At 40.4% G+C, this 25701-nt stretch carries 18 protein-coding genes, 27 tRNA genes, 3 rRNA genes and 2 pseudogenes; 43 read left to right on the top strand and 7 right to left on the bottom strand.

The features are described from left to right. Nucleotides 1–75: 75 nt before the first annotated feature. Nucleotides 76–1881: an FAD-binding protein gene (locus OZX56_RS07240; RefSeq protein ID WP_277139411.1), complete on the top strand. Its 1806-nt coding sequence runs from the start codon at nt 76–78 to the stop codon at nt 1879–1881. 68 nt (nt 1882–1949) lie between these two features. On the opposite strand, the gene OZX56_RS07235 is transcribed toward OZX56_RS07240, so the two are convergent. Further along, nucleotides 1950–2765 (bottom strand): mechanosensitive ion channel family protein, encoded by an 816-nt coding sequence (locus tag OZX56_RS07235; protein WP_277125899.1) that lies wholly within the window; start codon nt 2763–2765, stop codon nt 1950–1952. 112 nt (nt 2766–2877) lie between these two features. Between OZX56_RS07235 and OZX56_RS07230 the strand changes: the two genes are divergently transcribed. Both OZX56_RS07230 and OZX56_RS07225 read left to right on the top strand, forming a co-directional pair. Beyond that, nucleotides 2878–3303 (top strand): DUF948 domain-containing protein, encoded by a 426-nt coding sequence (locus OZX56_RS07230; RefSeq protein ID WP_277139410.1) that lies wholly within the window; start codon nt 2878–2880, stop codon nt 3301–3303. Nucleotides 3304–3320: 17 nt separating this feature from the next. Further along, nucleotides 3321–3707, top strand: coding sequence for a YtxH domain-containing protein (locus tag OZX56_RS07225; protein WP_277139409.1), 387 nt, complete (start codon nt 3321–3323; stop codon nt 3705–3707). A 70-nt stretch (nt 3708–3777) separates the two neighbouring features. On the opposite strand, the gene OZX56_RS07220 is transcribed toward OZX56_RS07225, so the two are convergent. Next, complete coding sequence (locus OZX56_RS07220; protein ID WP_277139408.1) at nt 3778–4884, bottom strand: Xaa-Pro peptidase family protein; 1107 nt, start codon at nt 4882–4884, stop codon at nt 3778–3780. Between the two features lie 150 nt (nt 4885–5034). Here OZX56_RS07220 and OZX56_RS07215 point away from each other — a divergent pair, with 150 nt between their 5' ends. After that, nucleotides 5035–6036: a substrate-binding domain-containing protein gene (locus OZX56_RS07215; RefSeq protein WP_277139407.1), complete on the top strand. Its 1002-nt coding sequence runs from the start codon at nt 5035–5037 to the stop codon at nt 6034–6036. Nucleotides 6037–6069: 33 nt separating this feature from the next. Here the strand turns inward: OZX56_RS07215 and OZX56_RS07210 are convergent, their stop codons facing one another. Further along, on the bottom strand, nt 6070–7440 hold the full coding sequence (locus tag OZX56_RS07210) for a glycerophosphodiester phosphodiesterase (protein WP_277125906.1): 1371 nt from the start codon (nt 7438–7440) through the stop codon (nt 6070–6072). 90 nt (nt 7441–7530) lie between these two features. On the opposite strand from OZX56_RS07210, the gene OZX56_RS07205 reads away from it, so the two are divergent. The 5 genes from OZX56_RS07205 to OZX56_RS07185 are packed head-to-tail and all read left to right on the top strand — an operon-like array spanning nt 7531 to nt 11216. Continuing rightward, nucleotides 7531–7866, top strand: coding sequence for a hypothetical protein (locus OZX56_RS07205; RefSeq protein WP_277125907.1), 336 nt, complete (start codon nt 7531–7533; stop codon nt 7864–7866). Nucleotides 7867–7873: 7 nt separating this feature from the next. Then, complete coding sequence (locus tag OZX56_RS07200; RefSeq protein ID WP_277125908.1) at nt 7874–9250, top strand: bifunctional UDP-sugar hydrolase/5'-nucleotidase; 1377 nt, start codon at nt 7874–7876, stop codon at nt 9248–9250. Then, complete coding sequence (locus OZX56_RS07195; protein WP_277139406.1) at nt 9247–9837, top strand: YutD family protein; 591 nt, start codon at nt 9247–9249, stop codon at nt 9835–9837. The genes OZX56_RS07200 and OZX56_RS07195 overlap by 4 nt, the downstream gene beginning before the upstream one ends. Beyond that, the gene (locus tag OZX56_RS07190; protein WP_277139405.1) at nt 9838–10608 is read left to right on the top strand and encodes a TIGR01457 family HAD-type hydrolase; all 771 of its coding nucleotides are present in this window, start codon (nt 9838–9840) and stop codon (nt 10606–10608) included. Continuing rightward, nucleotides 10605–11216, top strand: a complete 612-nt coding sequence (locus OZX56_RS07185) for a TIGR01906 family membrane protein (protein WP_277125912.1) — start codon at nt 10605–10607, stop codon at nt 11214–11216. The genes OZX56_RS07190 and OZX56_RS07185 overlap by 4 nt, the downstream gene beginning before the upstream one ends. Before the next feature lie 43 nt (nt 11217–11259). On the opposite strand, the gene OZX56_RS07180 is transcribed toward OZX56_RS07185, so the two are convergent. Next, the gene (locus OZX56_RS07180) at nt 11260–11895 is read right to left on the bottom strand and encodes a VTT domain-containing protein (RefSeq protein ID WP_277125913.1); all 636 of its coding nucleotides are present in this window, start codon (nt 11893–11895) and stop codon (nt 11260–11262) included. Between the two features lie 15 nt (nt 11896–11910). Continuing rightward, on the bottom strand, nt 11911–12831 hold the full coding sequence (locus OZX56_RS07175) for an NAD(P)/FAD-dependent oxidoreductase (RefSeq protein ID WP_277140368.1): 921 nt from the start codon (nt 12829–12831) through the stop codon (nt 11911–11913). A gap of 420 nt (nt 12832–13251) precedes the next feature. On the opposite strand from OZX56_RS07175, the gene OZX56_RS07170 reads away from it, so the two are divergent. The 19 genes from OZX56_RS07170 (at nt 13252) to OZX56_RS07080 (ending at nt 19551) form a co-directional block, all read left to right on the top strand. Next, nucleotides 13252–14817, top strand: a 16S ribosomal RNA gene (locus OZX56_RS07170). 210 nt (nt 14818–15027) lie between these two features. Further along, nucleotides 15028–17944, top strand: a 23S ribosomal RNA gene (locus OZX56_RS07165). Nucleotides 17945–18032: 88 nt separating this feature from the next. Next, nucleotides 18033–18149: ribosomal RNA gene (gene rrf / locus OZX56_RS07160) — 5S ribosomal RNA — on the top strand. The 16S, 23S and 5S rRNA genes sit together here with 16 tRNA genes alongside, the layout of an rRNA operon. A gap of 7 nt (nt 18150–18156) precedes the next feature. Continuing rightward, nucleotides 18157–18229: transfer RNA gene (locus OZX56_RS07155), tRNA-Val, on the top strand. A 6-nt stretch (nt 18230–18235) separates the two neighbouring features. Then, a tRNA-Lys gene (locus OZX56_RS07150) sits at nt 18236–18308 on the top strand. Between the two features lie 11 nt (nt 18309–18319). After that, nucleotides 18320–18401 (top strand) — tRNA-Leu (locus OZX56_RS07145). 31 nt (nt 18402–18432) lie between these two features. Then, a tRNA-Thr gene (locus OZX56_RS07140) sits at nt 18433–18505 on the top strand. Between the two features lie 11 nt (nt 18506–18516). Beyond that, nucleotides 18517–18588 (top strand) — tRNA-Gly (locus OZX56_RS07135). A 10-nt stretch (nt 18589–18598) separates the two neighbouring features. Beyond that, nucleotides 18599–18684 (top strand) — tRNA-Leu (locus tag OZX56_RS07130). Nucleotides 18685–18693: 9 nt separating this feature from the next. Continuing rightward, nucleotides 18694–18767, top strand: a tRNA-Arg gene (locus tag OZX56_RS07125). Nucleotides 18768–18774: 7 nt separating this feature from the next. Further along, a tRNA-Pro gene (locus OZX56_RS07120) sits at nt 18775–18848 on the top strand. A gap of 26 nt (nt 18849–18874) precedes the next feature. Continuing rightward, nucleotides 18875–18948 (top strand) — tRNA-Met (locus OZX56_RS07115). A 12-nt stretch (nt 18949–18960) separates the two neighbouring features. After that, nucleotides 18961–19034 (top strand) — tRNA-Ile (locus OZX56_RS07110). Between the two features lie 31 nt (nt 19035–19065). After that, nucleotides 19066–19139, top strand: a tRNA-Met gene (locus tag OZX56_RS07105). A gap of 3 nt (nt 19140–19142) precedes the next feature. Next, nucleotides 19143–19216 (top strand) — tRNA-Asp (locus OZX56_RS07100). Nucleotides 19217–19222: 6 nt separating this feature from the next. Continuing rightward, a tRNA-Phe gene (locus OZX56_RS07095) sits at nt 19223–19295 on the top strand. A gap of 14 nt (nt 19296–19309) precedes the next feature. After that, nucleotides 19310–19380 (top strand) — tRNA-Gly (locus tag OZX56_RS07090). Between the two features lie 4 nt (nt 19381–19384). After that, a tRNA-Ile gene (locus OZX56_RS07085) sits at nt 19385–19458 on the top strand. 3 nt (nt 19459–19461) lie between these two features. After that, a tRNA-Ser gene (locus tag OZX56_RS07080) sits at nt 19462–19551 on the top strand. A 201-nt stretch (nt 19552–19752) separates the two neighbouring features. On the opposite strand, the pseudogene OZX56_RS07075 reads toward OZX56_RS07080, so the two are convergent. Both OZX56_RS07075 and OZX56_RS07070 read right to left on the bottom strand, forming a co-directional pair. Beyond that, nucleotides 19753–19917, bottom strand: a pseudogene (locus tag OZX56_RS07075) (IS30 family transposase); the annotation flags it as partial. A 180-nt stretch (nt 19918–20097) separates the two neighbouring features. Next, nucleotides 20098–20202, bottom strand: a pseudogene (locus OZX56_RS07070) (helix-turn-helix domain-containing protein); the annotation flags it as partial. Between the two features lie 561 nt (nt 20203–20763). On the opposite strand from OZX56_RS07070, the gene OZX56_RS07065 reads away from it, so the two are divergent. The 15 genes from OZX56_RS07065 to OZX56_RS06995 all read left to right on the top strand — a co-directional run bounded on the left by OZX56_RS07065 (nt 20764) and on the right by OZX56_RS06995 (nt 25600). Further along, nucleotides 20764–21339: a sigma-70 family RNA polymerase sigma factor gene (locus OZX56_RS07065; RefSeq protein ID WP_277139404.1), complete on the top strand. Its 576-nt coding sequence runs from the start codon at nt 20764–20766 to the stop codon at nt 21337–21339. A gap of 186 nt (nt 21340–21525) precedes the next feature. Next, nucleotides 21526–22875, top strand: coding sequence for a transposase (locus OZX56_RS07060; protein ID WP_277139403.1), 1350 nt, complete (start codon nt 21526–21528; stop codon nt 22873–22875). Between the two features lie 184 nt (nt 22876–23059). Next, the gene (locus OZX56_RS07055; RefSeq protein WP_277139402.1) at nt 23060–23206 is read left to right on the top strand and encodes a hypothetical protein; all 147 of its coding nucleotides are present in this window, start codon (nt 23060–23062) and stop codon (nt 23204–23206) included. 25 nt (nt 23207–23231) lie between these two features. Continuing rightward, a complete protein-coding gene (locus tag OZX56_RS07050) occupies nt 23232–24401 on the top strand; it encodes an ISLre2 family transposase (protein ID WP_277139401.1) in 1170 nt (389 codons plus the stop codon). A 224-nt stretch (nt 24402–24625) separates the two neighbouring features. Then, nucleotides 24626–24697 (top strand) — tRNA-Glu (locus OZX56_RS07045). 32 nt (nt 24698–24729) lie between these two features. After that, a tRNA-Ser gene (locus OZX56_RS07040) sits at nt 24730–24816 on the top strand. 10 nt (nt 24817–24826) lie between these two features. Further along, nucleotides 24827–24900 (top strand) — tRNA-Met (locus tag OZX56_RS07035). Between the two features lie 3 nt (nt 24901–24903). Then, nucleotides 24904–24977, top strand: a tRNA-Asp gene (locus tag OZX56_RS07030). Nucleotides 24978–24983: 6 nt separating this feature from the next. Continuing rightward, nucleotides 24984–25056, top strand: a tRNA-Phe gene (locus OZX56_RS07025). A gap of 7 nt (nt 25057–25063) precedes the next feature. Continuing rightward, nucleotides 25064–25145 (top strand) — tRNA-Tyr (locus tag OZX56_RS07020). A 4-nt stretch (nt 25146–25149) separates the two neighbouring features. After that, nucleotides 25150–25220 (top strand) — tRNA-Trp (locus tag OZX56_RS07015). A gap of 13 nt (nt 25221–25233) precedes the next feature. Continuing rightward, nucleotides 25234–25306: transfer RNA gene (locus OZX56_RS07010), tRNA-His, on the top strand. 7 nt (nt 25307–25313) lie between these two features. Continuing rightward, nucleotides 25314–25385: transfer RNA gene (locus tag OZX56_RS07005), tRNA-Gln, on the top strand. Between the two features lie 21 nt (nt 25386–25406). Continuing rightward, nucleotides 25407–25477: transfer RNA gene (locus OZX56_RS07000), tRNA-Cys, on the top strand. Between the two features lie 38 nt (nt 25478–25515). Continuing rightward, nucleotides 25516–25600 (top strand) — tRNA-Leu (locus OZX56_RS06995). Nucleotides 25601–25701 lie beyond the last annotated feature (101 nt).

Genomic DNA, 25701 nt, shown 5'->3' with positions numbered 1-25701 from the left:
GACATTAAAATTTGAAGTCCTATAATAAGCATATATTTTATGAAAGCGATATCTTTTTTGTGGAAGGATTTTTAAATGCTAGAACAACAATTAAAAAAATGGCAAGCAGTATATGATGTAATTGTAGTTGGGTTTGGTGGTGCAGGTGCTACAGCTGCCAGATTTGCGGCAGATAATGGTGCGAAGGTCTTATTAATTGATTCTGCTCCAGAAGGACATGAAGGTGGTAATACACGGTATTGTGGCCAGTTAATTATGTCAGGTTCTGAGCCAGATAAAATCAAGCAATATTTTGTTAATCTAACTAAGCCAATGAACTATGATGAAGAAATGGTTGACGTATATACGTGTGAATTGGCTCAGATGAAAGACTATCTAAAAAAATATTTGGACGTTGAACCTGTTAGTGTTCGTGAAATGATTGACAAACAGCCGCAAAAATTTGCAGGCTTGCAATCAATGACGCCAGAATATCCTGAACTAGCAGGTGCGGAAGACTTTGACTTTTTATTGGTACATGAAGGCTATAGTGATGCTGCTTTATGGAAAACATTACGTCAGCAAGTTGTTAAGCGAACAGATAAGATTGATGTTTGGTTTGATGCTCCAGCATTACATTTAATTAAGGCCAATGATGATCGGACGATTGTTGGAGTTCAGATTGAAAGAGCTGGGCAAAAGGTTAATGTTAAAGCAAAGGGCGGAGTAGTTTTAACTTCGGGCGGTTTTGAAAACAATAAAGATAAAGTACAAAATTATGTTGGTGAGCCATTTATTGGCCCAGTTGGTACGATTTATAATAAGGGTATCGGAATTGATCTTGCGATTGAAGCAGGAGCTGATTTGTGGCATATGCAGGCTACTTCAGGTTCAATGACGCTTCTACATTTTGATGAAGGTCAAAGGGCACCATTATTTGCTGGACCAGCACTGAATAATGGTTCAATTTTGAGAATTGGTGATGATGGCACGCGTTACCATCGAGAAGACGAAGTTGCTAGACATGGTTATTGGTATAATCATGGCTTATGGCGCGCGCCGCAGACGCAAGAGCATCCGTATTTAGTCTTTGATCAAACGCAATTTAACGAACTAAACAAAGACGACTACTACCAAGCTGTTACTAATAGGGCAATTAAAGCCGCGAGCTTAGTAGACCTAGCAGATAAAATAACTGTTTCTAAAGAAAACTTGCAACAAACTATAACTCGTTTTAACGAAAGTGTTGCAGCCGGCAATGATCCAGAATTTCATCGTGATATTAAAACTATGCGTGCATTTGATGATGGCCCTTATTATGCAGTTCCTTTAAGTCAGGGAATGTTGAATACGCAAGGTGGCCCTAGAAGAAATGCGCGTGCTGAAGTTGTAGACCTAGCAGGTGAACCGATTCCTCACTTATATGCTGCTGGGGAATTAGGTTCAATTTGGAATGGGCAGTATCAAGGTGGTGGAGACATTTCTGACTGTTTGATTTTTGGTAAAATTGCAGGCGAAAATGCTGCGCAAGTCAAGGAAGCGGTGATAAGTGAGCAGCAGACTAGCGAGGTGCCAGTTGATAGTTCAGCTTTGGGTCAATCTGATATGCAAGCTGCAGTTTACTCAACTAAGAAAAATCAATTTATCGGGAAGTCTACAATTGGTATGGGCGATGAATTAATCGTTCGCATAACTGTTGATGAACAACAAAATTTACAAGATATTGAAGTCTTAAAACAGGAAGAATCGGCTGATTATGGGCTTAAGGCACTTAAAGAATTGCCTAAAGAAATGATTAGACAAAATACTATTGAAGTAGATGCTGTTTCCGGTGCCTCTAATACTAGCCGGGCTTTAAAGGCTGCAGTTAAAGATGCTTTAAGTAAAATTACTAAAAGTTAGGACTTTTTGTTCATGAAAGTACTAAAAAACGCCAGAATATTGTTATTCTAGCGTTTTTATTTTCGGTTTTAGCCAGCAAGGGTTATTTGGTTAGCTTGGAGAATTTTTAAATATTCGGCCAAGTAGCGATTTTGCACAACTTGTTCTTGTCCAGGTTTAACTTGAAAATGCACAACATAACTAACCGTTTTGGCAGTTTGTTTGGTAATACCGACAATTTTTGGTCCTTGCACAAGGGTCTTTTTAGCTAATTTGATTTCCTGATTAGCTTGTTTAATTAGCATATAAACTTTAGCAAAATCATTGTCTGCATTAAGCTGTAGTTCTAGATCAAGTCCAATCCCGCCATGAGCAACGTTTTGCACAACTGAAATATTACGATTGGGAATGTAAATAATTGACCCATCAGTTCCTTTGAGTCTAGTGGTCCTTAAGCCGAGCTGGATGACTACCCCAGTTTGATTATTAATCTGCACCACATCGCCGACATCGAATTGATCTTCACTTAAGATGAAAAAACCATTGACTAGATCGCTGACAAAACCTTGCGCGCCCATCCCAATTGCCAGCGAAAAAATTCCGGCACTTGCTAGTAGAGTCCCAACCGGAATTCCTAAAATTGAAAGTACTCCAAACAAATAAAAGAAAATTACGGTATATTGAAAGATACTGTTAATTAGTGCAGTAACTGTTCTAGTACGTTTAGTCTGTTTTCGCTTACTATGGTTTAAATAGTGGTTAATTATCTTCTTGCCGAAATGATCAATCAGATAAAAGACGATGGTTGATAAGACTAATTGCCAAACAATCGTGCCTAAATGCTCACCAACTTTGTCCCAATTAATTTTTAAAAAATTTTGATTGAAATTAAACGTGTTGTTCATTAATTTGCCTTTCATATTCTGTATTTTAACTATAACAAAATATTACATAAAGATTGAGATTGAAGCATTTTCATGCTAGACTTTTTTTAGATGCAAAATTGGAGGGTAAGAAATGGAAATTTCCTATGGTGCGCTGGCTGGATTAATTGCGGCAGTAGCGTTGTTGATTTTAGTGTTGTTCGCAATACCGGTACTAGTTCGGATGGCGAAAACGACTAAGCAAATAAATGAGACAATTGCTACCACTAATGATTCAATTCAGCAGCTAACTAAAGATGTTAATGTTATACTTGATCAAACGAATGATTTGCTTGATAAGACCAATGTCTTACTAGCCGATGTTAACGTCAAGGTCAAGACCTTAGATCCAGTTTTTCAAGCAGTTGCAGATGTTGGGACGAGCATGTCGGATGTTAATGCATCATCACGTAAGTTAGCAAAGAAGTTTAGTAATAATCACGCTAAGCGTAGCGGTGTGATATCTTCTGCTGTAACATCAATGTTTGCAAGACGCAAACGTCGTCAAGGTAGAGAATAAGTAAAGGAGCAACTTTTATGAAAAAGACTACAAGTGCTATTTTAGGAACAATTATTGGTTGTGCAGCAGGCTTTGTGGCCGGATCACTCTTAGTAAGTGATGATCGAGTAGAGGATTTGAAGCGTAAGGTTAAAGAAAACCCGACTGCAAATGACTTAAAGCAAAAATATGATAATGGTACAGAGATTGTCAAGAATCAATTAACTTCTTTTCCTAAAAAAGTTGAAGATGATTCTGAATTGAAAGATTTTGATGATATCGTTATCGATAGTTCTGATGCTGATGATTTAGCACAAGCAGATAGTGCAACTGATGCGGTCGCAGATATGTATCATGCCGAACCAACTGAACCAAAACCAGATTCTGACCCAGTTGTGCCAACCCCGCCAGCCCCAGAATCTTAAAAATAATTTTAATAAGCAAAAATGCACTAACAAGAACGATTCTTGTTGGTGCATTTTTTGTTGTTAGTTATTAATCATTGATTGGAATAGTTTTGAGTGCCTTGTCGGTGTGGGTAAAAGGCTCGAAACCATTTTTAGTAACTACACCACAATCTTCAATTCGGACGCCAGCAACTCCAGGAATGTAAATTCCTGGTTCAATCGAAAAGCACATACCTTCTTCAATCACTAAATCGTTATCTTGAACAATTGATGGATATTCATGGACATTTTTACCGATTCCATGACCTAAACGATGGATAAAGTACTCGCCATAGCCAGCTTTAGTAATCACATTGCGGGCAACACTGTCTAATTCGCCAGCAGTCATTCCCGGTTTAACGGCATCAATGGCTGCTTGTTGGGCTTCACGGTCAATCTCATAGATTTCTTTTTGTTTGGCTGTTGGCGTGCCATAGGCAACTGTTCGGCTGGCATCTGAAGCATAGCCATTGTGCATAGTACCTAAATCAAATAAAACTAATTCATTAGGCTGAACCTTAGCCATTGAAGGACCTAAATGAGGGTTGGCAGCATTAGCACCCGTTTGGACAATGGTTTCAAAACTTTGCTGCATTACTCCTTTTTGTAATTTTAATTGATATTCAATTTGACCAGCGATGTAGCGTTCGCTAACGCCAGTCTTGATGGTATCAAAACCAATCTGAAAAGCAAAATCGGCTTCTTGACCAGCTGCTTTTAATTGTTCGATTTCAGTAGGAGTTTTGTACAAACGAATTTGGTCGATGAAACTGGAGACATCACTTTCAAAGTTAGCATCAGGAAATTGTTCATGGATTAATTGGTAATGAGCAACGGACAAGTCGTTTTTTTCCAGTGCCCAGTTTTGGTAAGCTGCAGTGGTTTGCTTTACTCGATCGGCAATCATTGCCCACGGATTTTCTGAGTCAAGATAGCCATAAACATCACCATTCCATGCAGAATTTTTAGCTTCTTCAACATTTAGTGCTGGTACGAAAACGAAGGGATCTTGATCCTTGAAGACTAGCAAGGCAAATATGCGCTCATGTGGTTCCATTTCATAGCCAGTAAAATAGGCAATCGTTTTTGGATTGGAAATGTAGGCTAAGTCATTGTTTGTTTCTTGTAACCATTCCTGTAATTTAGTTAAATTCATTGTGTATTCCTTTCAAATTAACAGTTAGTTAAGCAAATTATAGCATGTTCTAGCCATGAAAAAATGAAAGAATAAGTGAAAACGTTTGCTAATGAGAAAAAATCGTGGTAATCTTTTATATTGAATATTTCAGAAATAGGGGATTTTAAAATGAGAAAACAAGAAGTTACAATTTATGATGTAGCTCGTGAAGCCAAGGTTTCAATGGCAACTGTTTCACGGGTGGTTAATGGTAATACGAATGTGCGTAAGGATACACACGATCGAGTAATGAAAGTTATCAATCGTTTGCACTACCAACCAAATGCAGTGGCTCAAGGACTTGCTTCTAAGAGAACAACAACGGTTGGATTAATCGTACCAGACCTAACCAACCTTTACTTTGCAGAATTGTCTAAAGGAATTGATGATATTGCCCTGCTTTATAAATACAATATCATTATTACTAGTATTGAGAATCGGTTAATGAAAGAGGATCAAGCAATTCAGAGTTTGCTTAATAAGCAAGTTGATGGTGTGATTTATATGTCTAACCGTTTACCTCAGGAAGCAGTTGATGCTTTTAAGAGAACCGATACGCCAGTGGTTTTGGCTGGTACTAAGGATAATCATACAGAATTTCCATCAGTAACAATTGATTATCAAAAGGCTGATACAGAAGCATTGAACTTGCTTTATAACGATGGTAAAAAGAACTTGGCGCTAGTAGTTGGCGATCCTAAAGCGGTAGTAAATGCTGATCACCGAATTCCGGCTTACCAAAAATTCATGGCTGATCATAACTTGGGTGAAGGACATGTTTACACTAACATTAAAGATCACGCAGATGGTTATAATTTGTATTCACAGTTGATGAAAGATGGCGTTGATGGCGTAATTGTTACTCGCGATATTACTGCAGTAGGAATTTTGAATTCAGCAACAGATGCTGGTAAGAAAGTTCCAGATGAATTAGAAATTGTCACTGCTAGTGCAACTAAGATTGCTTCTGTTGTTAGACCTGCACTAACGGCAATTAAGCAACCTTTATATGATATGGGAGCTGTGGCAATGAGAATGCTGACTAAGCTAATGGCTAACGAGGAATTACCAGAAACTCAAATCGAATTGCCGTATGAGTTGCTTAAGAAGCAAAGTACGTTAAATCAATAATAAAAAGGATTCACAATTAAAGTGAATCCTTTTTTAGTTGGCGATTTTTTTAGTGACTTTTAGTAGCTTTAGATAAGGAACGACGGGATCGCTAGTACGTGGTAAGTAGGCAGTTAGAGCAATATTACGATACTGACTAATACGTGGTAATTGCCGATAATTGTGCCAGCTAGTTTGATCAAAAAAGCCATAGAAGAGAATTTGTTTGGCCTTGACCCAGCCTAGATTGGTGTAGAGCCACAAACTTTTTGGACTACCATTGAAATTTTGAATTTTAAATAATTGGTTTGCTGGTAGTTTTTGTTTAGTTTTGGCTTGGTTATCAGGATAACGGTAAATTGCGACTTGTTTTTGTGGTTTGGCAATAATTTGTTTATCTTGATAAGGTGCTAAGTCTTGCTCTTTTAAGTCGAGATTGACGAATTCTGCAGAGATAAAGCTTTGATTAGCTATTTGATAAAACAGTTGATTATGTGCCCTGACGCCATACATGACATTCAATTTTTGTTTAGGTTTAACATATTTACCTTGTTTAACACGGACATAGGGATTCATCATAATCGGAGTTTTTTGCTTACCAAAATAGATTCCTTTACGGTGAATATCGTATTTTTTAGTACCTTCTTTAGCTAACTTATATTTAAAACCGGTAGCTGGAAAATTAGTGACCACGCCATCAACGTTTTTATTGATTAGCCAATGCCACAAGTCGGGTGATTCATCCATTTCAGTCCAGACGTAAACCTGTTTATTCAGTGTATGAAGCCAATGGATTAGCCATGAATGATTTTGGATAACATCAGCTGCGACGTTAACTGCGTTGACTTGTGGTAAGTTGCTAAAGTTAATCCGTTTAAGACTGCCAACAATTAAGATTAAGTAGGCATCAGGCATTAGTTCACGCAGTTTAAACAGGCTGGCAGCGGAGAATGAATGAATCATGACCCGTTTTTCCATATGGTATTTTTTGATTGTCTGGGCAATTTGTTCTTCTAATTGGTAAGAATGATCAACACCATGATCAATTTTAGTTTCTAGAACGAATTTGGTTTCAGGGCGTTTACGATAATGGGCAAAAATCTGTGGTAAACTTTTGACCGTTTCGCCATTATCATATCTTAATTGGCTAAGGGCATCCCAATTATTTTGTGATACAATTGCATGTGAGTGGGTTACGCGGAAGAGATCGTCATCATGGCAAACTACTAAAACGCCGTCTGCTGATAAATGCAGATCGAGTTCGACGTAATCAGCGCCCGAATTGAACGCGGAGTCATCGCTTTGGATAGTTTCTTCAGGATACTTGGTAGGATCTCCTCTGTGCCCGACGACGGTAAAACCACTAGTTATTAAAAAAATTAAACTGAAAAAAAGCACCAATATTAGGTGGCTTTGATGTTTCATGTGTACACCTCTATTGCATTTTACCATAGCATGGTGACACTTTTTTACTATAAGTAACAATTTTTATTTCATTTTAGGTAGAACTTTATAATGGCAGATCAACAATACGAAGAATTAGATTTAATAGAAGAAATAACCCGTAATGATGGCAGCAGCTATTTTGAGATTGCTAATATTGACCAAAATGGAATTGCCGAACTAGCAGTAGATCATGGGGCAATAAAAGAGGTGCGGATTTTGCAATTAAATATTCCGCGGACTAAGGCATTGATTACTTATGAAAAATATATCAATGAAAATTATCAATTAGAAACCTTGACTAATGAAGCTGATTGGCAAAATCCTAGTTGGGTTGAGTGGGACAAACCAAAAGGTCCTGTTTTAGAAGCATATCAAACAATTTTAAAAGCAAATCAGATTGGATAGAAGGCACATGGAAAAAATTCGCATTTTACACACTAATGATTTACATTCGCATTTTGAGCATTTCCCTAAAATTGGCCGGTACTTGGCCCAGGCCCAACAAGATCAATCGGTTGATCAGGTGTTGACTTTTGATGCTGGTGATTTTATGGATCGCTCGCATCCCCTTACGGATGCGACTTTTGGGCAAGCTAATATTGAATTGATGAATTCATTTCACTATGATGCCGTAACCATTGGTAATAATGAGGGAATCTCAAATTCACATGAGGTGGTGGAACATTTATTTGATCATGCACAATTTCCAGTGGTATTGGCTAATTTACGTGAAGAAGACGAGACAATGCCGCACTGGGCATCGCAAGTTCAAATTTTAACTACCAAAAAAGGGACGCGAATTGCCCTCATTGGCTTGACAGCTGCTTATCCACTTTCTTATGAACCAAATCATTGGCATGTTAAACAATTAAAAGAAGCAATGGATACGGTATTACCTAAAATTGCTGGTAAATATGATGCCTTATTTTTATTGACCCATGTCGGATTAGACATGGATCGCTTTTTGGCACAGAATTATCCACAGATTGATTTGATTATTGGCGGCCACAGCCATAATTTACTCAAAAAAGGTGAAGAGGTTAACGGCGTTTGGATTACTCAAACTGGTAAATGGGGAAATTATGTTGGTAATGTTCAGGTTGAGCTTGATGATCAACACCATGTTCAGCAAATTACGCCATCGGTAGCGCCAACCAGTTTGATGAAGGAAGAACCCGAAGATGAAATTACTATTGCCGCTTATCGTAAGCGTGGGAAAGCAATTTTGAATCAAAAACGGGTAGCTAATTTGCCGGCTAAATTCGGGAATAATTTGGAAACCAGTATTAAGGTATCGCTAGACGCGATTGCTGATTTTGCTGATACCGACTTGGCTATTCTTAGCTCAGGTTTATTTTTGCAACCATTTAAGCAGGGAATTTTAACAGAATATGATTTGCAGAAGACGTTGCCACATTCAATGCATGTGGTTCGTTCTACTTTAAAAGGACGAGATTTGTGGCGGTTAGTAATGGAAATTGAAAAAAACCGCCATTATCTTGATCAATTTCATTTACAAGGAATGAGTTTTCGTGGCAAAATTTTTGGGCAAATGTACTATAAAGGGATTGAATTTGATGAAGCCAGTCAAACTGTTTATGTTAAGGGTAAGGCACTCGATCCCGATCAAGACTATCAACTTGCCTGTTTAGATCATTATGTTTTAGTGCCATTTTTCCCTACTTTGGCAATAGTTGGCCAAAACCAATTTTTGTTTCCACAATTTTTGCGTGAGGTAGTTGGCAATTACTTAGCGCAGAAGTATCCACTGAAAGGAGCAAATGAATGAATGAGCGCCAAACTGTATCTAAGGATCAGGATACTGGTCATCGTGAAAATAAGTTTGCCAAAGAACAGCCACTGAGGCATCCACTAGCTGTTGTAATGCAAAATGAAGATCAATTGCAGATAAATCATCAGGTATATCGAGTTTTAGTTGACAAGCAAGCAGGATTAGATTTAGAAATGTTGCGTCAGAAATATGATCCCTATCTTGATCAGTATGATTTTATTGTTGGGGATGTTTCTAGTGGACATTTGCGCTTAAAGGGTTTTTACCAAGATAAGGTTCGCACCGCGCTGGATCGTAAGCAGCAGACAATTGCGGATTATTTGCTTGAATACTGTAATCCTGGTGGTAGTTACTTTATTTTGCAGTTACTAGATCCGGTTCACCATTATCATACCAATAATAAGAAAAATCACGCTCGCGGTCACCACAGAAATGGACCTGCTAATACTAGGCACAGTTCATCTGCCAATTTTAGAAAGCGTCGAGTTCGCCAAACTCGTTTTAAAAAACAGACAGTTGCCATTAAAAGTGAACAAGGTAATCACCATGCATTTGTAATTAAAAAGAGAAAGAGTAGTAATTAAATGAAAGATTATGGCTTATTTTTAATTGATCTTGATGGCACTATTTATCGTGGCAAGGAAACAATTGCTGCAGGGGTTCGATTTGTTGCGCGTCTAGAGGCTGCTGGAAAAGACTATCTTTTTTTAACGAATAATACCACAAGGACACCACAAATGGTGGTGGATAAGTTAGCTACACATGGTGTAAAGACAGACTTAAAGCATGTTTATACTCCAAGCATGGCAACAGTTAGCTATATTTTGGAACGAGAAACTAAAAATAAGATTGGGGTCTATTTAATTGGTGAGATAGGCTTAAAACGGGAGTTTTTGCAGCATCCAGAATTTGAGTTAGATGATCGTAATCCTGATTATGTGATAGTAGGCATGGACCGGGATTTAACTTACCATAAAGTACGTGTAGCTGCAGATGCTATTAGAAATGGTGCGACATTTATTGGTACTAATGCAGATTTGAATTTGCCTAGTGATGAAGGGCTAATGCCAGGTAATGGTTCACAATGTATCATGATTGCTGCTGCAAGTGGTAAGCAGCCGCTTTATATTGGTAAACCGGCGCCAATTATAGTTGAAAAAGCGCTCAATCTATTACGCTATGCTAAGGAGCAGACCTTAATTGTTGGTGATAATTATGATACGGATATTAAGGCAGGTTTCAATAGTAAAGTTGATCAATTGCTAGTGACAACTGGAATTACCAAGAGTGAAGATATTAGTGACAAGCGTAAGCCAACGTATATTGTTAATAGTTTAGATGAGTTTAAATTATGAGTACCAAAAATAGCATTTTTACATTGATTTACCATTTTATTTTTGCGATAACTAGCAGTGTGGTTGGTGCGTTGATTGCTAGTTGGCCATTGTTAATAGTTTTTGTATTGGTGCAAAAGACTAGTCAAACAGTTAATTTAACGTTAGGGCAAATTATGCACAATTACAATCAGTTATTGTGGTATTTAATTTGGCCTTTGCAAACAAAATTAGCTATGACAGATTTTCCGACTTCTCCATTAGCTGCAGAACACTTTGCCGAAGTGAAACGGCTATTTATTCTAGCGATAGTGGCTTTTTTATGCTGCCTAGTGATTTACTTATTACATAAGAAAAACAAGAACAATAAAGCACTTAAGCTTAATAAAGTTTGGGCCTTACTATTCTTGTTATTGCCAATTGCATTACTGCCATTTGCGTTAACTAATTTTGATAGTTTTTTTATAGCTTTCCATCATTTATTTTTTGCTGGGAGTAATACCTGGTTGTTTGATCCGGCAACAGATCCAATTATTAATGTCTTAACTGAAGGCTTTTTTGCCTCATGTTTTGCGGTAGCTGGGATTATTTATGAATTATATTTTGCCCAAAAGTTATTGGGACAATAAAAAAGAGCTTTGTAGTGATTAAGTCACTATGAAGCTCTTTTTTTTATTTAGTAAAATGCTTTTTCAATCCAACAATTGCAATTGGCACAACCGAGATAAGGATAATCGCCAAAATTAACATTGAAAAGTTGTTTTTAACAAACGGAATATTTCCAAAGAAGTAACCAAGAATGGTAAACAGTCCGCTCCAAATAATTCCGCCAACTAAATTATAAATGGCAAATTTGCCATAGTGCATTTTACTACCACCGGAAATAAATGGGACAAAGGTTCTAATAAACGGAATAAACCGCCCAATAACAATTGTAATGGGCCCATGTTTTTCAAAAAAATGTTCAGCACTAGCGCGATTTTTCTGATTAATTAATTTGTTGAACCAAGAGTATTTTTCACCAGCATTGACAGATCGGGCACCAATTTCATAATTACAGGCATCTCCGATGACGGCAGCAAGTAAAACTGCGAGGTATACTAACCAAATATTTAGATGATATTTAGGATTGACAGCCATTGAACTAGCCGCAAAAATTAGTGAATCACCTGGCAAAAATGGAAAGATAACTAGCCCAGTTTCAATAAAAATAATCCCAAAAAGGATTAGATAAGTATAGCCGCCAAATTGATTTACAATTTCGACTAGGTGCTGATCAATATTAAGAATAAAGTTGATAATCGCCATGGATATCTCCTAAATTTATCTACTAGTAGAATGAACCGTTAACGTTTTTTCAGGAAATAGTGAGCGCATGATTGAATTAACAGCAATCTGTGCTTCACCAAAACCAACGCCAATGATGGGAACGCGACCAGGATAAGTTGCAACATCACCAACCGCATAAATTCCAGCCAGATTGGTTTTCATTTCACTAGAAACAGTAATTTGGCTATTGTTTACGTTAACGCCCCAATTTTTTACTAAATTATTGTTGGCACGGAAACCATAAGCCACGACAATTTGGTCGAATAGGTGGTGTAAGATGTGATCCTCACCAACTTGTTTTAGACCAACATCTAGTTGATTATTCACTATTGAGATAGTTTTAGGAAGATAAGGAGTCAGAATTTCAACATTTTTTAAACTTTTTAGTTGCTCAATACTGGACTCTAAACCGCGAAAATCGTTTCGCCGATGAATTAGCTTAACAATAGTTTGCTTTTGCTGAGCTAGTTCAAGAGCGAAGTCGAGTGCGGAATCGCCTCCTCCAAAAACGCCTACTGTTTGATTGGCAAAATTTTGCGGTTGGTCAATGTAGTAATGGACAAGTGGCTTAGTTTGATCATTAAGCTTCAAAGGAAACTTTTTGGGAGTAAATGAGCCATTTCCGGTTGCAATAATGATGCTTTTAGCAAGATAGGTATTATCAATTAAAAATTCATCCGCAATTTTTTGAATATTAGTTACTCGATGATGTAGAACAAAATCAGCATGACTAGGTGCTTCTTTTTTCAAACGATCAATTAATTGCGTTCCTGTGATTGAATCAAAGACAGGGATGTCAAAAATTTTTTTGAATGGATAAAGTAGTTTTGGCTGACCGCCAGCTTCTTTTAGTGAATCGAATATAATCGTTTTGAGCCCATGTAAGTGAGCATAATTGGCACTAAATAGTCCAATTGGGCCGGCTCCAACGATTGCTAAGTCAAATTTTTTAATTTTTATTTTCCTCCTATAAACCTTGATATAACAACTTTAACATGAATTATTAAGTTAGTCATTCAAAATAATTTAGTAAAAAGACTTGCAAAAGAGGAAAAGAGTTGCTAGTATTAATAACTGTCGTCGGGCAACAAACAAAGGGTTTGAAGCCAGAGGGCAGAAATAAAGAGCAGAAAGTTATTGACAAGATCAAAACGGTCTGCTAGAATAGAAAAGCGCTGCTATAAGCAGCAGGTAGTACTTTGAAAACTGAACAATGTTTTCGCAAAAGTGTGCGGGTGTAAAAGCCCAAAACAAGAGCGAAGTCAATTTCGCAAGCAAATAAATCCGAGATGCAAATCTTGGAGAACGAATGAGCAAACATTCAAACAAACAGATAAAAATGAGAGTTTGATCCTGGCTCAGGACGAACGCTGGCGGCGTGCCTAATACATGCAAGTCGAGCGAGCAATTTTAACAGAATACCTTCGGGTAGGAAGCTAAGAGCGCGAGCGGCGGATGGGTGAGTAACACGTGGGTAACCTACCCTATAGATTGGGATACCACTTGGAAACAGGTGCTAATACCAAATAAGAAGTAAGATCGCATGATCAAGCTATAAAAGGCGGCTTTCGAGCTGTCGCTAAAGGATGGACCCGCGGTGCATTAGCTAGTTGGTAGGGTAAAGGCCTACCAAGGCAATGATGCATAGCCGAGTTGAGAGACTGAACGGCCACATTGGGACTGAGACACGGCCCAAACTCCTACGGGAGGCAGCAGTAGGGAATCTTCCACAATGGACGCAAGTCTGATGGAGCAACGCCGCGTGAGTGAAGAAGGTTTTCGGATCGTAAAGCTCTGTTGTTGGTGAAGAAGGATGTATAGAGTAACTGCTATATATTTGACGGTAATCAACCAGAAAGTCACGGCTAACTACGTGCCAGCAGCCGCGGTAATACGTAGGTGGCAAGCGTTGTCCGGATTTATTGGGCGTAAAGCGAACGCAGGCGGGAAGACAAGTCAGATGTGCAAGCCCTCAGCTTAACTGAGGAATTGCATCTGAAACTGTATTTCTTGAGTGCAGAAGAGGAGAGTGGAACTCCATGTGTAGCGGTGGAATGCGTAGATATATGGAAGAACACCAGTGGCGAAGGCGGCTCTCTGGTCTGTAACTGACGCTGAGGTTCGAAAGCATGGGTAGCGAACAGGATTAGATACCCTGGTAGTCCATGCCGTAAACGATGAGTGCTAAGTGTTGGGAGGTTTCCGCCTCTCAGTGCTGCAGCTAACGCATTAAGCACTCCGCCTGGGGAGTACGACCGCAAGGTTAAAACTCAAAGGAATTGACGGGGGCCCGCACAAGCGGTGGAGCATGTGGTTTAATTCGAAGCAACGCGAAGAACCTTACCAGGTCTTGACATCTAGTGCAAATCATAGAGATATGATGTTCTCTTCGGAGACACTAAGACAGGTGGTGCATGGCTGTCGTCAGCTCGTGTCGTGAGATGTTGGGTTAAGTCCCGCAACGAGCGCAACCCTTATTATTAGTTGCCAGCATTAAGTTGGGCACTCTAATGAGACTGCCGGTGACAAACCGGAGGAAGGTGGGGACGACGTCAAGTCATCATGCCCCTTATGACCTGGGCTACACACGTGCTACAATGGTTAGTACAACGAGGAGCGAACCTGTGAAGGCAAGCGAATCTCTTAAAGCTAATCTCAGTTCGGATTGCACTCTGCAACTCGAGTGCATGAAGCTGGAATCGCTAGTAATCGCGGATCAGCATGCCGCGGTGAATACGTTCCCGGGCCTTGTACACACCGCCCGTCACACCATGAGAGTCTGTAATACCCAAAGCCGGTAGGATAACCGTAAGGAGTCAGCCGTCTAAGGTAGGACAGATGATTAGGGTGAAGTCGTAACAAGGTAGCCGTAGGAGAACCTGCGGCTGGATCACCTCCTTTCTAAGGAAGAGCGAATAGGTGGAGAGTAGGAATACTAAAAGAAGCCTAGGAGCAAGGAAGCACACAGAAGCGAAGACATTGTTTAGTTTTTTGAGGGTAGTACCTCAAGTTAGGACATTGAAAACTGAATATAATCTAGAAAAAACCGAGAAACAATCAAAGAGAAAAACAGATTGCACGAGCGACCGAGAGAGAAGATCTTATAGGTAAGGTCAAGAAAAGAAGGGCGCACGGTGAATGCCTAGGCACAAGAAGGCGAAGAAGGACGCGACAAACAGCGAAATGCTTCGGGGAGCGGTAAGTACGCAGAGATCCGGAGATATCCGAATGGGGGAACCCAATACAAGAAATTGTATTACTTATTAGTGAATACATAGCTAATAAGGGTAAGACGCAGTGAACTGAAACATCTAAGTAGCTGCAGGAAGAGAAAGAAAAATCGATTTCCATAGTAGCGGCGAGCGAAACGGAAAGAGCCCAAACTAGATGATTTATCATTTGGGGTAGTAGGACTGCAATAAAGGTAGTGTAAGAGATAGCAGAATTATCTGGGAAGATAAGCCAGAGAGGGTGAGAGCCCCGTAAGCGAAATTTCAAGCACGCTGAGCAGTATCCTGAGTAGGTCGGAACACGAGGAATTCCGATTGAAGCAGCGAGGACCATCTCGTAAGGCTAAATACTCACTTGTGACCGATAGTGAACCAGTACCGTGAGGGAAAGGTGAAAAGAACCCCGGGAGGGGAGTGAAAGAGAACCTGAAACCGTGTGCTTACAAGTAGTCAGAGCCCGTTAAAGGGTGATGGCGTGCCTTTTGTAGAATGAACCGGCGAGTTACGTTAAATAGCAAGGTTAAGTCATAAAAGGACGGAGCCGTAGCGAAAGCGAGTCTGAAAAGGGCGCAGTAGTTATTTGATGTAGACCCGAAACCAAGTGACCTACCCATGACCAGGTTGAAGGTGCGGTAAAACGCACTGGAGGACCGAACCCACGTAAGTTAAAAATTGCGGGGATGAGTTGTGGGTAGCGGTGAAATTCCAAACGAACTTGGAGATAGCTGGTTCTCTCCGAAATAGCTTTAGGGCTAGCCTGGTGCGAGAAAAGATAATGGAGGTAGAGCTCTGTTTGGACGAAGGGCCCGTCAAGGGTTACTGAATTCAGATAAACTGCGAATACCAGATATCTGCGCACTGGAGTCAGACTGCGAGTGATAAGATCCGTAGTCGAAAGGGAAACAGCCCAGATCACCAGTTAAGGTCCCAAAATCTATGCTAAGTGGAAAAGGATGTGGAGTTGCGTAGACAACTAGGATGTTGGCTTAGAAGCAGCCATCATTAAAAGAGTGCGTAATAGCTCACTAGTCGAGTGACGCTGCGCCGAAAATTTACCGGGGCTAAGCATAGTACCGAAACTGTGGATGCATTATGAAAGTAATGCGTGGTAGGAGAGCGTTCTAAGAGCGGAGAAGCTTAATCGAGAGGATAAGTGGAGCGCTTAGAAGTGAGAATGCCGGTATGAGTAGCGCAAGATAGGTGAGAATCCTATCCGCCGAAAGACTAAGGTTTCCTGGGGCAGGCTCGTCCGCCCAGGGTAAGTCGGGACCTAAGGTAAGGCCGAAAGGCGTAGCCGATGGACAACAGGTAGAGATTCCTGTACTGCATTAGATCGTTAATAACGATGGAGGGACGCAGAAGGTGAAGCACGCATGGCGCTGGAAGCCATGTTCAAGCGTTAAGTGAGAGAGTGAGTCAAATGCTTACTTTCGATAATCACAAGACGTGATGAGGAGCGAAATAAAAGTAGCGAAGGTGAAGTAGTCACACTGCCAAGAAAAGCTTCTAGTGAGAGCTAATGTACCCGTACCGCAAACCGACACAGGTAGTCGAGTGGAGAACACTAAGGTGAGCGAGAGAACTCTCGTTAAGGAACTCGGCAAAATAGCCCCGTAACTTCGGAAGAAGGGGTGCTGGTGTAAGAACCAGCCGCAGTGAATAGGCCCAAACAACTGTTTATCAAAAACACAGGTATCTGCAAAGTCGTAAGACGACGTATAGGTGCTGACACCTGCCCGGTGCTGGAAGGTTAAGGAGAGAGCTTAGCGCAAGCGAAGGTTCGAACTGAAGCCCCAGTAAACGGCGGCCGTAACTATAACGGTCCTAAGGTAGCGAAATTCCTTGTCGGGTAAGTTCCGACCTGCACGAAAGGTGAAATGATTTGGGCACTGTCTCAACGAGAGACTCGGTGAAATTATAATACCCGTGAAGATGCGGGTTACCCGCGACAGGACGGAAAGACCCCATGGAGCTTTACTGCAATTTGATATTGGGTAGCTGTTAAACATGTACAGGATAGGTAGGAGCCAGAGAAGATAGTACGCTAGTATTATCAGAGGCAATGTTGGGATACTACCCTTGTTTGATGGCTACTCTAACTAGGATCTCTAAGCGAGATTTAGGACAGTGTCAGACGGGCAGTTTGACTGGGGCGGTCGCCTCCTAAAGAGTAACGGAGGCGCCCAAAGGTTCCCTCAGAATGGTTGGAAATCATTCATAGAGTGTAAAGGTAAAAGGGAGCTTGACTGCGAGAGAGACAACTCGAGCAGGGACGAAAGTCGGGCTTAGTGATCTGGTGGTACCGCATGGAAGGGCCATCACTCAACGGATAAAAGCTACCCTGGGGATAACAGGCTTATCTCCCCCAAGAGTTCACATCGACGGGGAGGTTTGGCACCTCGATGTCGGCTCGTCGCATCCTGGGGCTGTAGTAGGTCCCAAGGGTTGGGCTGTTCGCCCATTAAAGCGGCACGCGAGCTGGGTTCAGAACGTCGTGAGACAGTTCGGTCCCTATCCGTCGTGGGCGTAGGAAATTTGAGAGGAGCTGTCCTTAGTACGAGAGGACCGGGATGGACATACCGCTGGTGTACCAGTTGTCTTGCCAAAGGCATAGCTGGGTAGCTAAGTATGGCAGGGATAAGCGCTGAAAGCATCTAAGTGCGAAGCCCCCCTCAAGATGAGATTTCCCATACGTAAAGTAGTAAGACACCTCAAAGACGATGAGGTAGATAGGCTAGGAGTGGAAGAGTAGTGATACTTGGAGCGGACTAGTACTAATCAGTCGAGGACTTGACCAAAAGCGAGTGCAATTTGGTAAGAGAGTGGAACGGTAAAAGAGTAGATTATATTTAGTTTTGAGTGTAAAAACTCAAAGAGAATAAAAAGTACGGTGGCAAGAGCAAGAAGGAAACACCTGTAACCATGTCGAACACAGAAGTTAAGCTTCTTAACGCCGAGAGTAGTTGGTGGGAAACTGCCTGCGAGGGTAGGACGTTGCCGTGCTTTATATGGAGGATTAGCTCAGCTGGGAGAGCATCTGCCTTACAAGCAGGAGGTCACAGGTTCGAGCCCTGTATCCTCCATATACCGAGTCGTTAGCTCAGTCGGTAGAGCATCTGACTTTTAATCAGAGGGTCGACGGTTCAAGCCCGTCACGACTCATGGCCCCATATGCGGGTGTGGCGGAATTGGCAGACGCGCTAGATTTAGGTTCTAGTGTTCTCGGACGTGTGGGTTCAAGTCCCACCACCCGTATTTGCCATTATTGTTACCATATTTACATTATGCCGATTTAGCTCAGTTGGTAGAGCATCTGTCTTGTAAACAGGGGGTCGTACGTTCAAATCGTATAATCGGCATTATATATTACGCGGAAGTAGTTCAGTGGTAGAACATCACCTTGCCATGGTGAGGGTCGCGGGTTCGAATCCCGTCTTCCGCTTTCATTACTTGCCGGGGTGGCGGAATTGGCAGACGCACGGGACTTAAAATCCCGCGATTGGTTTCAATCGTACCGGTTCGACTCCGGTCCTCGGCATATAATGACGCGCCCTTAGCGCAACTGGATAGAGTGTCTGACTACGAATCAGAAGGTTGAAGGTTCAAATCCTTCAGGGCGCATTAAATACGGGAAGTGGCTCAGTTTGGTAGAGCACCTGGTTTGGGACCAGGGGGTCGCAGGTTCGAATCCTGTCTTCCCGATTTGTAATCTATGTGGTTACTTTTTTGGCGGTGTAGCTCAGCTGGCTAGAGCGTCCGGTTCATACCCGGGAGGTCGCGGGTTCGATCCCCCCCACCGCTATTGTAAGAGCTCGGACCTTTAGCTCAGTTGGTTAGAGCAGACGGCTCATAACCGTCCTGTCGTAGGTTCGAGTCCTACAAGGTCCATAATGGATTTTGTATTTTAGTTTAATAACATCGCGGGATGGAGCAGTTAGGTAGCTCGTCGGGCTCATAACCCGAAGGTCGGTGGTTCAAATCCATCTCCCGCAATATGGTCCATTGGAGCAGTGGTTTATCTCGTCTCCCTGTCACGGAGAAGATCATCAGTTCAAATCTGATATGGACCGTAAGATGGCTCGGTAGCTCAGTCGGTAGAGCAAAGGATTGAAGCTCCTTGTGTCGGCGGTTCGATTCCGTCCCGCGCCATTTTTAGTTTATGTGCGGGTATGGTTTAGTGGTAAAACGAAAGCCTTCCAAGCTTTAGTCGCGAGTCCGATTCTCGTTACCCGCTTTATGGGCCTATAGCTCAGCTGGTTAGAGCGCACGCCTGATAAGCGTGAGGTCGGTGGTTCAAGTCCACTTAGGCCCATTTGGAGACTTACTCAAGTGGCTGAAGAGGCGCCCCTGCTAAGGGTGTAGATCGGGTTATTCCGGTGCGAGAGTTCGAATCCCTCAGTCTCCGTCATATATTATAAAAGAACGCTGATTTATCAGCGTTCTTTTACTTTGTTGGACTGAATTTTTAACTAAACAGGGGCAAGCGAGTCTGATACTTCTTCAATCGATCGTCTGATTTGATTTTTAATGGCTCTTTGTCAAATCTTGTTGATGAAGATAAATAATGAATTAGACGTAAATTGCAATTTCAAGTTGACCACCCGCATTAATTAATTTGATAGATGCAATCTAATCTGCGTTCAAATAATTCATCTGGAGTGTGATAAGCCAGAATCTTTCTGGGTAAGTTATTGCACCATTCTTCAATGGCATAGATTTGCTATAGGCTTTAGTCTTTGATGTACTTACCTTTGGGAATAAAGCGTCTAATGCGGCATTTAACCAGATAATCACACTTACGACCACAATTTAATCGTTGGTCTAGATATCTAGCTTGAGTAGTTTGCGCATCATAACGAAAAAGCTTGTCATGATACAAAGCTTTTTGCTCACGTTCAAGCTCATTTTTAATCGTAGCAGGGGAACAATGAATTACCCTAGCTATCTGGCGTAAGGATTGACCTTGGCTATGTAAAACTTGAATGGTAACACGGTTCTCAAAGGAAAGATGTTTTCCTTTAAGATGAGTGGATATGGTAGAATGTAAAGAGTTCATTGGTAACTTCTTTCTAGAAAGTTTTGTAGGTAATTACATTCTATCAAAGAAGTCCAATGGACTTTTTTATTTTTAATGAACTTAAGTGTTCAACTTCATTCTACAATCTTCCATAATGAATTAGATGCACTTTAAGCAAACATGCTTAAAGTGTTTTCTTTTAGTACGATATTTTTTGCTTCTAACATAATTCTAGCAGTCATGTTGGAAAAGTTACGATAACCATATGTAGTGTGCTGAATTTGCTTACTTCTTCAGCAAATCATAAGTAGCTTGTAAATTGTGACTTGCAGCCAATCCTTCTTCCACCACGATTTATTTCTGGGATAAAATTGTTGATTGACGAGCTGAAATTGTTATCAATTTGTGCTGTGTTTGGCTAACTTATTTTCAAAATATTTTTTGTTTTTTTAAAGTAATTCAACACAATTGAACTATTGTGTCAAATTAATAATTAATTTAGTCTTTTTGTTAATTTAGAACATTGTTTCGGTATTAGTTTTGATTTAAAAATAATATTCTACTTATATAGCTAATAAAGCGTTTTATAGGGAATAGAATATGCAAAAATTTGAATTAACACCGGAAATCGAAGCAGAATTAATTAAGCAAATAAAGGCGGGGAGTGATGATGCACTTGAGAATTTATTTCACTATTATCAACCATTGGTTAATAACGTTAAATGTAAATATTATGTACGAGGCTATGATAGGCAGGATTGGCAGCAGGATGCTCTAATTGAGTGCTATCAGGCTGTGATGGCCTATGAAAGTAGCAAAGGGCGCTTCGGTAGTTACTTTAAGAAAAGGCTTGATAATCATGCTAAAACACTAATTAGAAGGGATCAGGCTTATCGTAGAAAAACTTTAACACAATCTATTACTTTTGAAACTGCTATAAAGAATGGTCTTACTCCCATGAACCAACAATTTTCGGCTGATAGCAAAATTCCAATGAGTGAATACTTTGCAGAATTGATCCCAAAGTTATCTGATTTAGAAAAGTTGAGCTTATTAATTAGTATTGGAATATTACAGCAGGAAGAAGTAATCAAGAAATTTCAGATTGAACAAATGACGATTATTCGGGCACGCTCACGCCTTATCCAAAAGATGCGCAAAACTTTATTTAAATAAAATAAGGCTTTCGTTTAGCGTAAATAAAGTGTCCTAGAAAATACAATAAGGAACTGAAACTTGAAAGCTAGAAATCACCTCAAAAGAGCGTGATTTCTAGCTTTTTTGCCTAAAAAATAAAAACGCAAGCCCTCTCTGCGTTATACTTTAAATAACCAAAACTAAAGTTACAGGAGTTCTTACGTTATGAACAGTATACCGCAATTCAATCAAGAAAAGGACACTTCTTCCTTAATTTCATCTTTTACAAAATTAATTGGTCTAGCTGACTTAAGTAAACAGGTTAATTTTAAACGTCATTCTTTAGTTAGCCTGCTCATGGTAGTCAAATGGTTAATCCAATCACGTTTTGCCCGTAAATCACTGTATCGTTTTGACCAACCAGCTGAATTTACCTCTAAGACTGGCAGAAATATCCTTAATGATGGCCGCATCAATTGGCAAAAACTGCTTTGCTTAGCTGCTGCCAAACTAATTAAGGTACTTAAACCGGTAATCGACAAGCGTAGAAGACTAGCTTTGATTGTAGATGATACTTTGCTAGCACGTTCCTATTCTAAGAAAGCGGAATTACTTGCCAAAGTTTACGATCATAATGAGCATAAATATGTTAATGGTTATCGTGGCTTGACCGTTGGTTGGAGTGACGGCAATACTTTTTTGCCAGTTAATTTTGCTTTGATGTCCACCAAGAGAAAACAAAATCTGCTTGGCAGTAAAGCCACTACAACCGATAATCGTTCTATTGCAGGCAGAAGAAGAACCCAAGCCCAAAGGCAAATGAATGATGTCACGGTTGAATTGCTTAAGCAAGCTATCAATGAAGGTGTACCAGCAGACTATGTACTGTTTGACAGCTGGTTTGCCTCGCCAAAAATGTTCTGGCAGTTAAAGCAGTTAGGATTAGACAGTGTCTCGATGCTTAAGTTGAGCAAGAAGGTATACTACCGCTATCGTGGTCGCCTTTATGATGTAAAAAGTTTGTATGAACGCTTAGCTGGCTCAAAGCTGAAAGCCAAAGATGACTATCTTTATAGTTGTGTAGTCGAGGCAGAGTATCAAGGACATAGTTTTCCTATCAGATTAGTATATGTTACTAAACGTGGTAATAAGGGAAAGTACTTGGTCTTGGCTACCACCAGATATCAGCTGCAACCTAAAGAAGTCATTCAGCTTTATGGTCGTAGATGGCAGATAGAAACCTACTTTAAAGCAGCTAAGCAATACCTAGCTTTAGATAAATCACAAATTCAAAGTTACGATGGTCAGTGCGGATATTTTGCAATTACCGCCTTAACTTATGACTTGCTGGCTTGGCAAGAGAGACAAGCAGTTGATGAGCGAACAATTGGGGATTTATTCTATTTGATGAATGATGCGTTGCCGGATTTGGCGTTTGAAGAAGCATTGGTCTACCTGCTAAGTGCCCTAAAAGCAGTTAAAGAAGAAATAACTACAGAAGTCGAGCGGATAATAAATAATTTTATTAAATTACTGCCAGGATTTATTCAAAAGCAGCTGCAGAGAAGCGTTTAAAATATAATTAAGAACCAAAAAAGCCAGACTCAATAAGGAATCTGGCTAGTTTTACTGCTTTCAAGTTTCAGTAAGGAATTTATTTGTTAGTGTAAAGTATTTGTGGGGAAAATAAAAAATAGAAGATTGCCTTCTGCTAAAATGTAGTTTGAACAAGATTACATTCAGAGAGGTTTTCTTCTATATGATTAGTTTACTACAAGACTTACAACTTTTGTTAGATAATTTGACTGCTAATACTAATAAGCTGCTTAGTAACCAGCTTACTTTTGATGATTTGTTAGAAGCCTTTATGCAAGAATTACGCCATTGGGGCTTGGTCTTATCTTGAGCAGCTCGATGATAATTATAAGCAGTTGCCCAGTCGTAAACAGAAATATACCGTTAAAGCTACGCGAACTTATTACCAAGATAAAAAGTCTAAGCAATATTTCTTTTGGTTAGATCGGGCATTATCCTTTGAAAAATATAGCCGTATGACTCTAGGCTTTAAGGCAGCTGTCTTAGAAAATGTGGCTAAGTATCATTATCAAGCAGCCATTGACATGCTTAAGTACAGTGAAATTCATTCCAAAACCACAGTCATGAATATTGTGCATCGTGAGGGACAGCTGTTGCCTAATCAGCCAGATCAGGTCCAACCGCGCGATAAGCAAATTGTTTATTTAGAAGCTGATGAAGATCACGTGGCCTTTCAAGATGGCAGTAATCATTTTATGAAGCTGGTTTATGTCCATGAAGGTTATGATGAAAGGCAGAAGCGGCATCGTTTAATCAATCCGAAGTATTTTACCGGTACTTATCCTGGAGTAGCCAATGAACAACTCTGGGACGAAGTTTTGTGTTATTTAGAAGCTAATTATCCCCAGGCTAAACAAGTTTATCTGGCTGGCGATGGTGCACCCTGGATTAAAGCTGGAGCTAAATATATATCTAACTGTGAGTTTGTCTTGGATCGGTTTCACTTGTTAAAGTATTGCCGTAAAGCAACCGTTAATACTAAAGCCAGTGCGGCTTATCGGTTATATCATTGGGCTTTAACAGGTCAGCGGGATAAAGTAGCGTTATACTTTAAAACCCGTTTTAGTGATCCAGAATTAACCACAACACAAAAAGAGGCACTAAAGCAGGCAAAGACCTATCTATTAGGTAACTGGCAGGCAATTTTAAATACCCAAGCTCCAGACTATCAGCGCCGCACGGCTGAAGGACATATTAGTCATTATTTGTCAGAACGCCTAAGCTCAAGACCAATGGGCTGGAGTAAAAAGGGCGCTGAAGGTATAGCTAGGAGTATTATCTTCCAGTTAAATGGTGGCGATATTACTCATTATTTGCTTAAAAAGCAAAAAGAAACAACTAAAGCGCAAAGAATTATGCAAGTAGATCAGCGGTTTAAAGCCAAAGCAGAGACTTATTATGATGAATTTCAAGTAGAATTTGGGGAAACGGCCAAAGCCCATTACTGGAATCAGGGAATCATTAATGGTGGACAATTAATAGAGTTACCAGAGCAAATAATTTAAAAAAGCAAAAACTACAAAAAGCAGCAGGGTAAAGGCTAAGAGTTTATTACCCACAAAAAGTTGACACTAACAATTTATTTAAAAAACTTGCAAGTCTGACATAAATAATGTATTATTAATAACGTTGTGATTTAGGTAAGCAATTATTTAAATCAAAAAACTTATTGACATCTCAATTGATATCAGGTATTATAATTAAGCGTCTTGTGTTGCAAGCTAAATCCGACCCGTTGGTCAAGTGGTTAAGACATCGCCCTTTCACGGCGGTAACATGGGTTCAAATCCCGTACGGGTCATTGTCAGCAATAATATTGACGTTTTAAGTTTTGGAGGATTACCCAAGTGGCTTAAGGGGACGGTTTTGAAAACCGTTAGACGGGTTTCTCGTGCGTGGGTTCAAATCCCACATCCTCCTTTAATAACATCGCGGGATGGAGCAGTTAGGTAGCTCGTCGGGCTCATAACCCGAAGGTCGGTGGTTCAAATCCATCTCCCGCAATATGGTCCATTGGAGCAGTGGTTTATCTCGTCTCCCTGTCACGGAGAAGATCATCAGTTCAAATCTGATATGGACCGTAAGATGGCTCGGTAGCTCAGTCGGTAGAGCAAAGGATTGAAGCTCCTTGTGTCGGCGGTTCGATTCCGTCCCGCGCCATCAGCCTGGAGGAGTAGCGAAGTGGCTAAACGCGGCGGTCTGTAAAACCGCTCTCTCTGAGTTCGGCGGTTCGAATCCACCCTCCTCCATAATAGGGATATCGTATAAAGGTAGTACATCGGTCTCCAAAACCGCTAGTGTGGGTTCAATTCCTACTATCCCTGTTAAAACTTCATGGCGGAATTGGTGAAGGGGTTAACACACCGGTTTGTGGATCCGGCATACATGGGTTCGAATCCCATATTCCGCCCTAGTATTGGGATATAGCCAAGTGGTAAGGCACTAGACTTTGACTCTATTATGCGCTGGTTCGAATCCAGCTATCCCAATCTATTAATAAAATAGCTAATGGCGGTGTAGCCAAGTGGTAAGGCAGAGGTCTGCAAAACCTTAATCGTCGGTTCAAATCCGACCTCCGCCTTGTGTCTACCTTTGTTAGACTATTAATTTAATATAAATGGCGGTGTGGCGGAATTGGCAGACGCGTCAGACTCAAAATCTGGTGTCCCTATAGGACGTATCGGTTCGACCCCGATCACCGCTATATGTAACAGCTCCTGAATAGGGGCTGTTTTTTTATGAAGAAAATTAATTTATTTTATAAAAATTGCACAAGTAATGTGGAATCTTTATAATACCTGTATA

This window comes from Lactobacillus sp. ESL0684, assembly GCF_029392675.1.
Classification (GTDB): Bacteria; Bacillota; Bacilli; order Lactobacillales; family Lactobacillaceae; genus Lactobacillus.
The sequence above is the reverse complement of the archived record's forward strand: the minus strand, read 5'-3'. Positions and strand labels throughout refer to the sequence as shown.

What these genes read in the sequence shown, in the direction of transcription:
- OZX56_RS07240 (WP_277139411.1), top strand. Translation starts at nt 76, where the DNA reads ATGCTAGAACAACAATTAAAAAAATGGCAAGCAGTATATGATGTAATT.
- OZX56_RS07235 (WP_277125899.1), bottom strand. Translation starts at nt 2,765, where the DNA reads ATGAACAACACGTTTAATTTCAATCAAAATTTTTTAAAAATTAATTGG.
- OZX56_RS07230 (WP_277139410.1), top strand. Translation starts at nt 2,878, where the DNA reads ATGGAAATTTCCTATGGTGCGCTGGCTGGATTAATTGCGGCAGTAGCG.
- OZX56_RS07225 (WP_277139409.1), top strand. Translation starts at nt 3,321, where the DNA reads ATGAAAAAGACTACAAGTGCTATTTTAGGAACAATTATTGGTTGTGCA.
- OZX56_RS07220 (WP_277139408.1), bottom strand. Translation starts at nt 4,884, where the DNA reads ATGAATTTAACTAAATTACAGGAATGGTTACAAGAAACAAACAATGAC.
- OZX56_RS07215 (WP_277139407.1), top strand. Translation starts at nt 5,035, where the DNA reads ATGAGAAAACAAGAAGTTACAATTTATGATGTAGCTCGTGAAGCCAAG.
- OZX56_RS07210 (WP_277125906.1), bottom strand. Translation starts at nt 7,440, where the DNA reads ATGAAACATCAAAGCCACCTAATATTGGTGCTTTTTTTCAGTTTAATT.
- OZX56_RS07205 (WP_277125907.1), top strand. Translation starts at nt 7,531, where the DNA reads ATGGCAGATCAACAATACGAAGAATTAGATTTAATAGAAGAAATAACC.
- OZX56_RS07200 (WP_277125908.1), top strand. Translation starts at nt 7,874, where the DNA reads ATGGAAAAAATTCGCATTTTACACACTAATGATTTACATTCGCATTTT.
- OZX56_RS07195 (WP_277139406.1), top strand. Translation starts at nt 9,247, where the DNA reads ATGAATGAGCGCCAAACTGTATCTAAGGATCAGGATACTGGTCATCGT.
- OZX56_RS07190 (WP_277139405.1), top strand. Translation starts at nt 9,838, where the DNA reads ATGAAAGATTATGGCTTATTTTTAATTGATCTTGATGGCACTATTTAT.
- OZX56_RS07185 (WP_277125912.1), top strand. Translation starts at nt 10,605, where the DNA reads ATGAGTACCAAAAATAGCATTTTTACATTGATTTACCATTTTATTTTT.
- OZX56_RS07180 (WP_277125913.1), bottom strand. Translation starts at nt 11,895, where the DNA reads ATGGCGATTATCAACTTTATTCTTAATATTGATCAGCACCTAGTCGAA.
- OZX56_RS07065 (WP_277139404.1), top strand. Translation starts at nt 20,764, where the DNA reads ATGCAAAAATTTGAATTAACACCGGAAATCGAAGCAGAATTAATTAAG.
- OZX56_RS07060 (WP_277139403.1), top strand. Translation starts at nt 21,526, where the DNA reads ATGAACAGTATACCGCAATTCAATCAAGAAAAGGACACTTCTTCCTTA.
- OZX56_RS07055 (WP_277139402.1), top strand. Translation starts at nt 23,060, where the DNA reads ATGATTAGTTTACTACAAGACTTACAACTTTTGTTAGATAATTTGACT.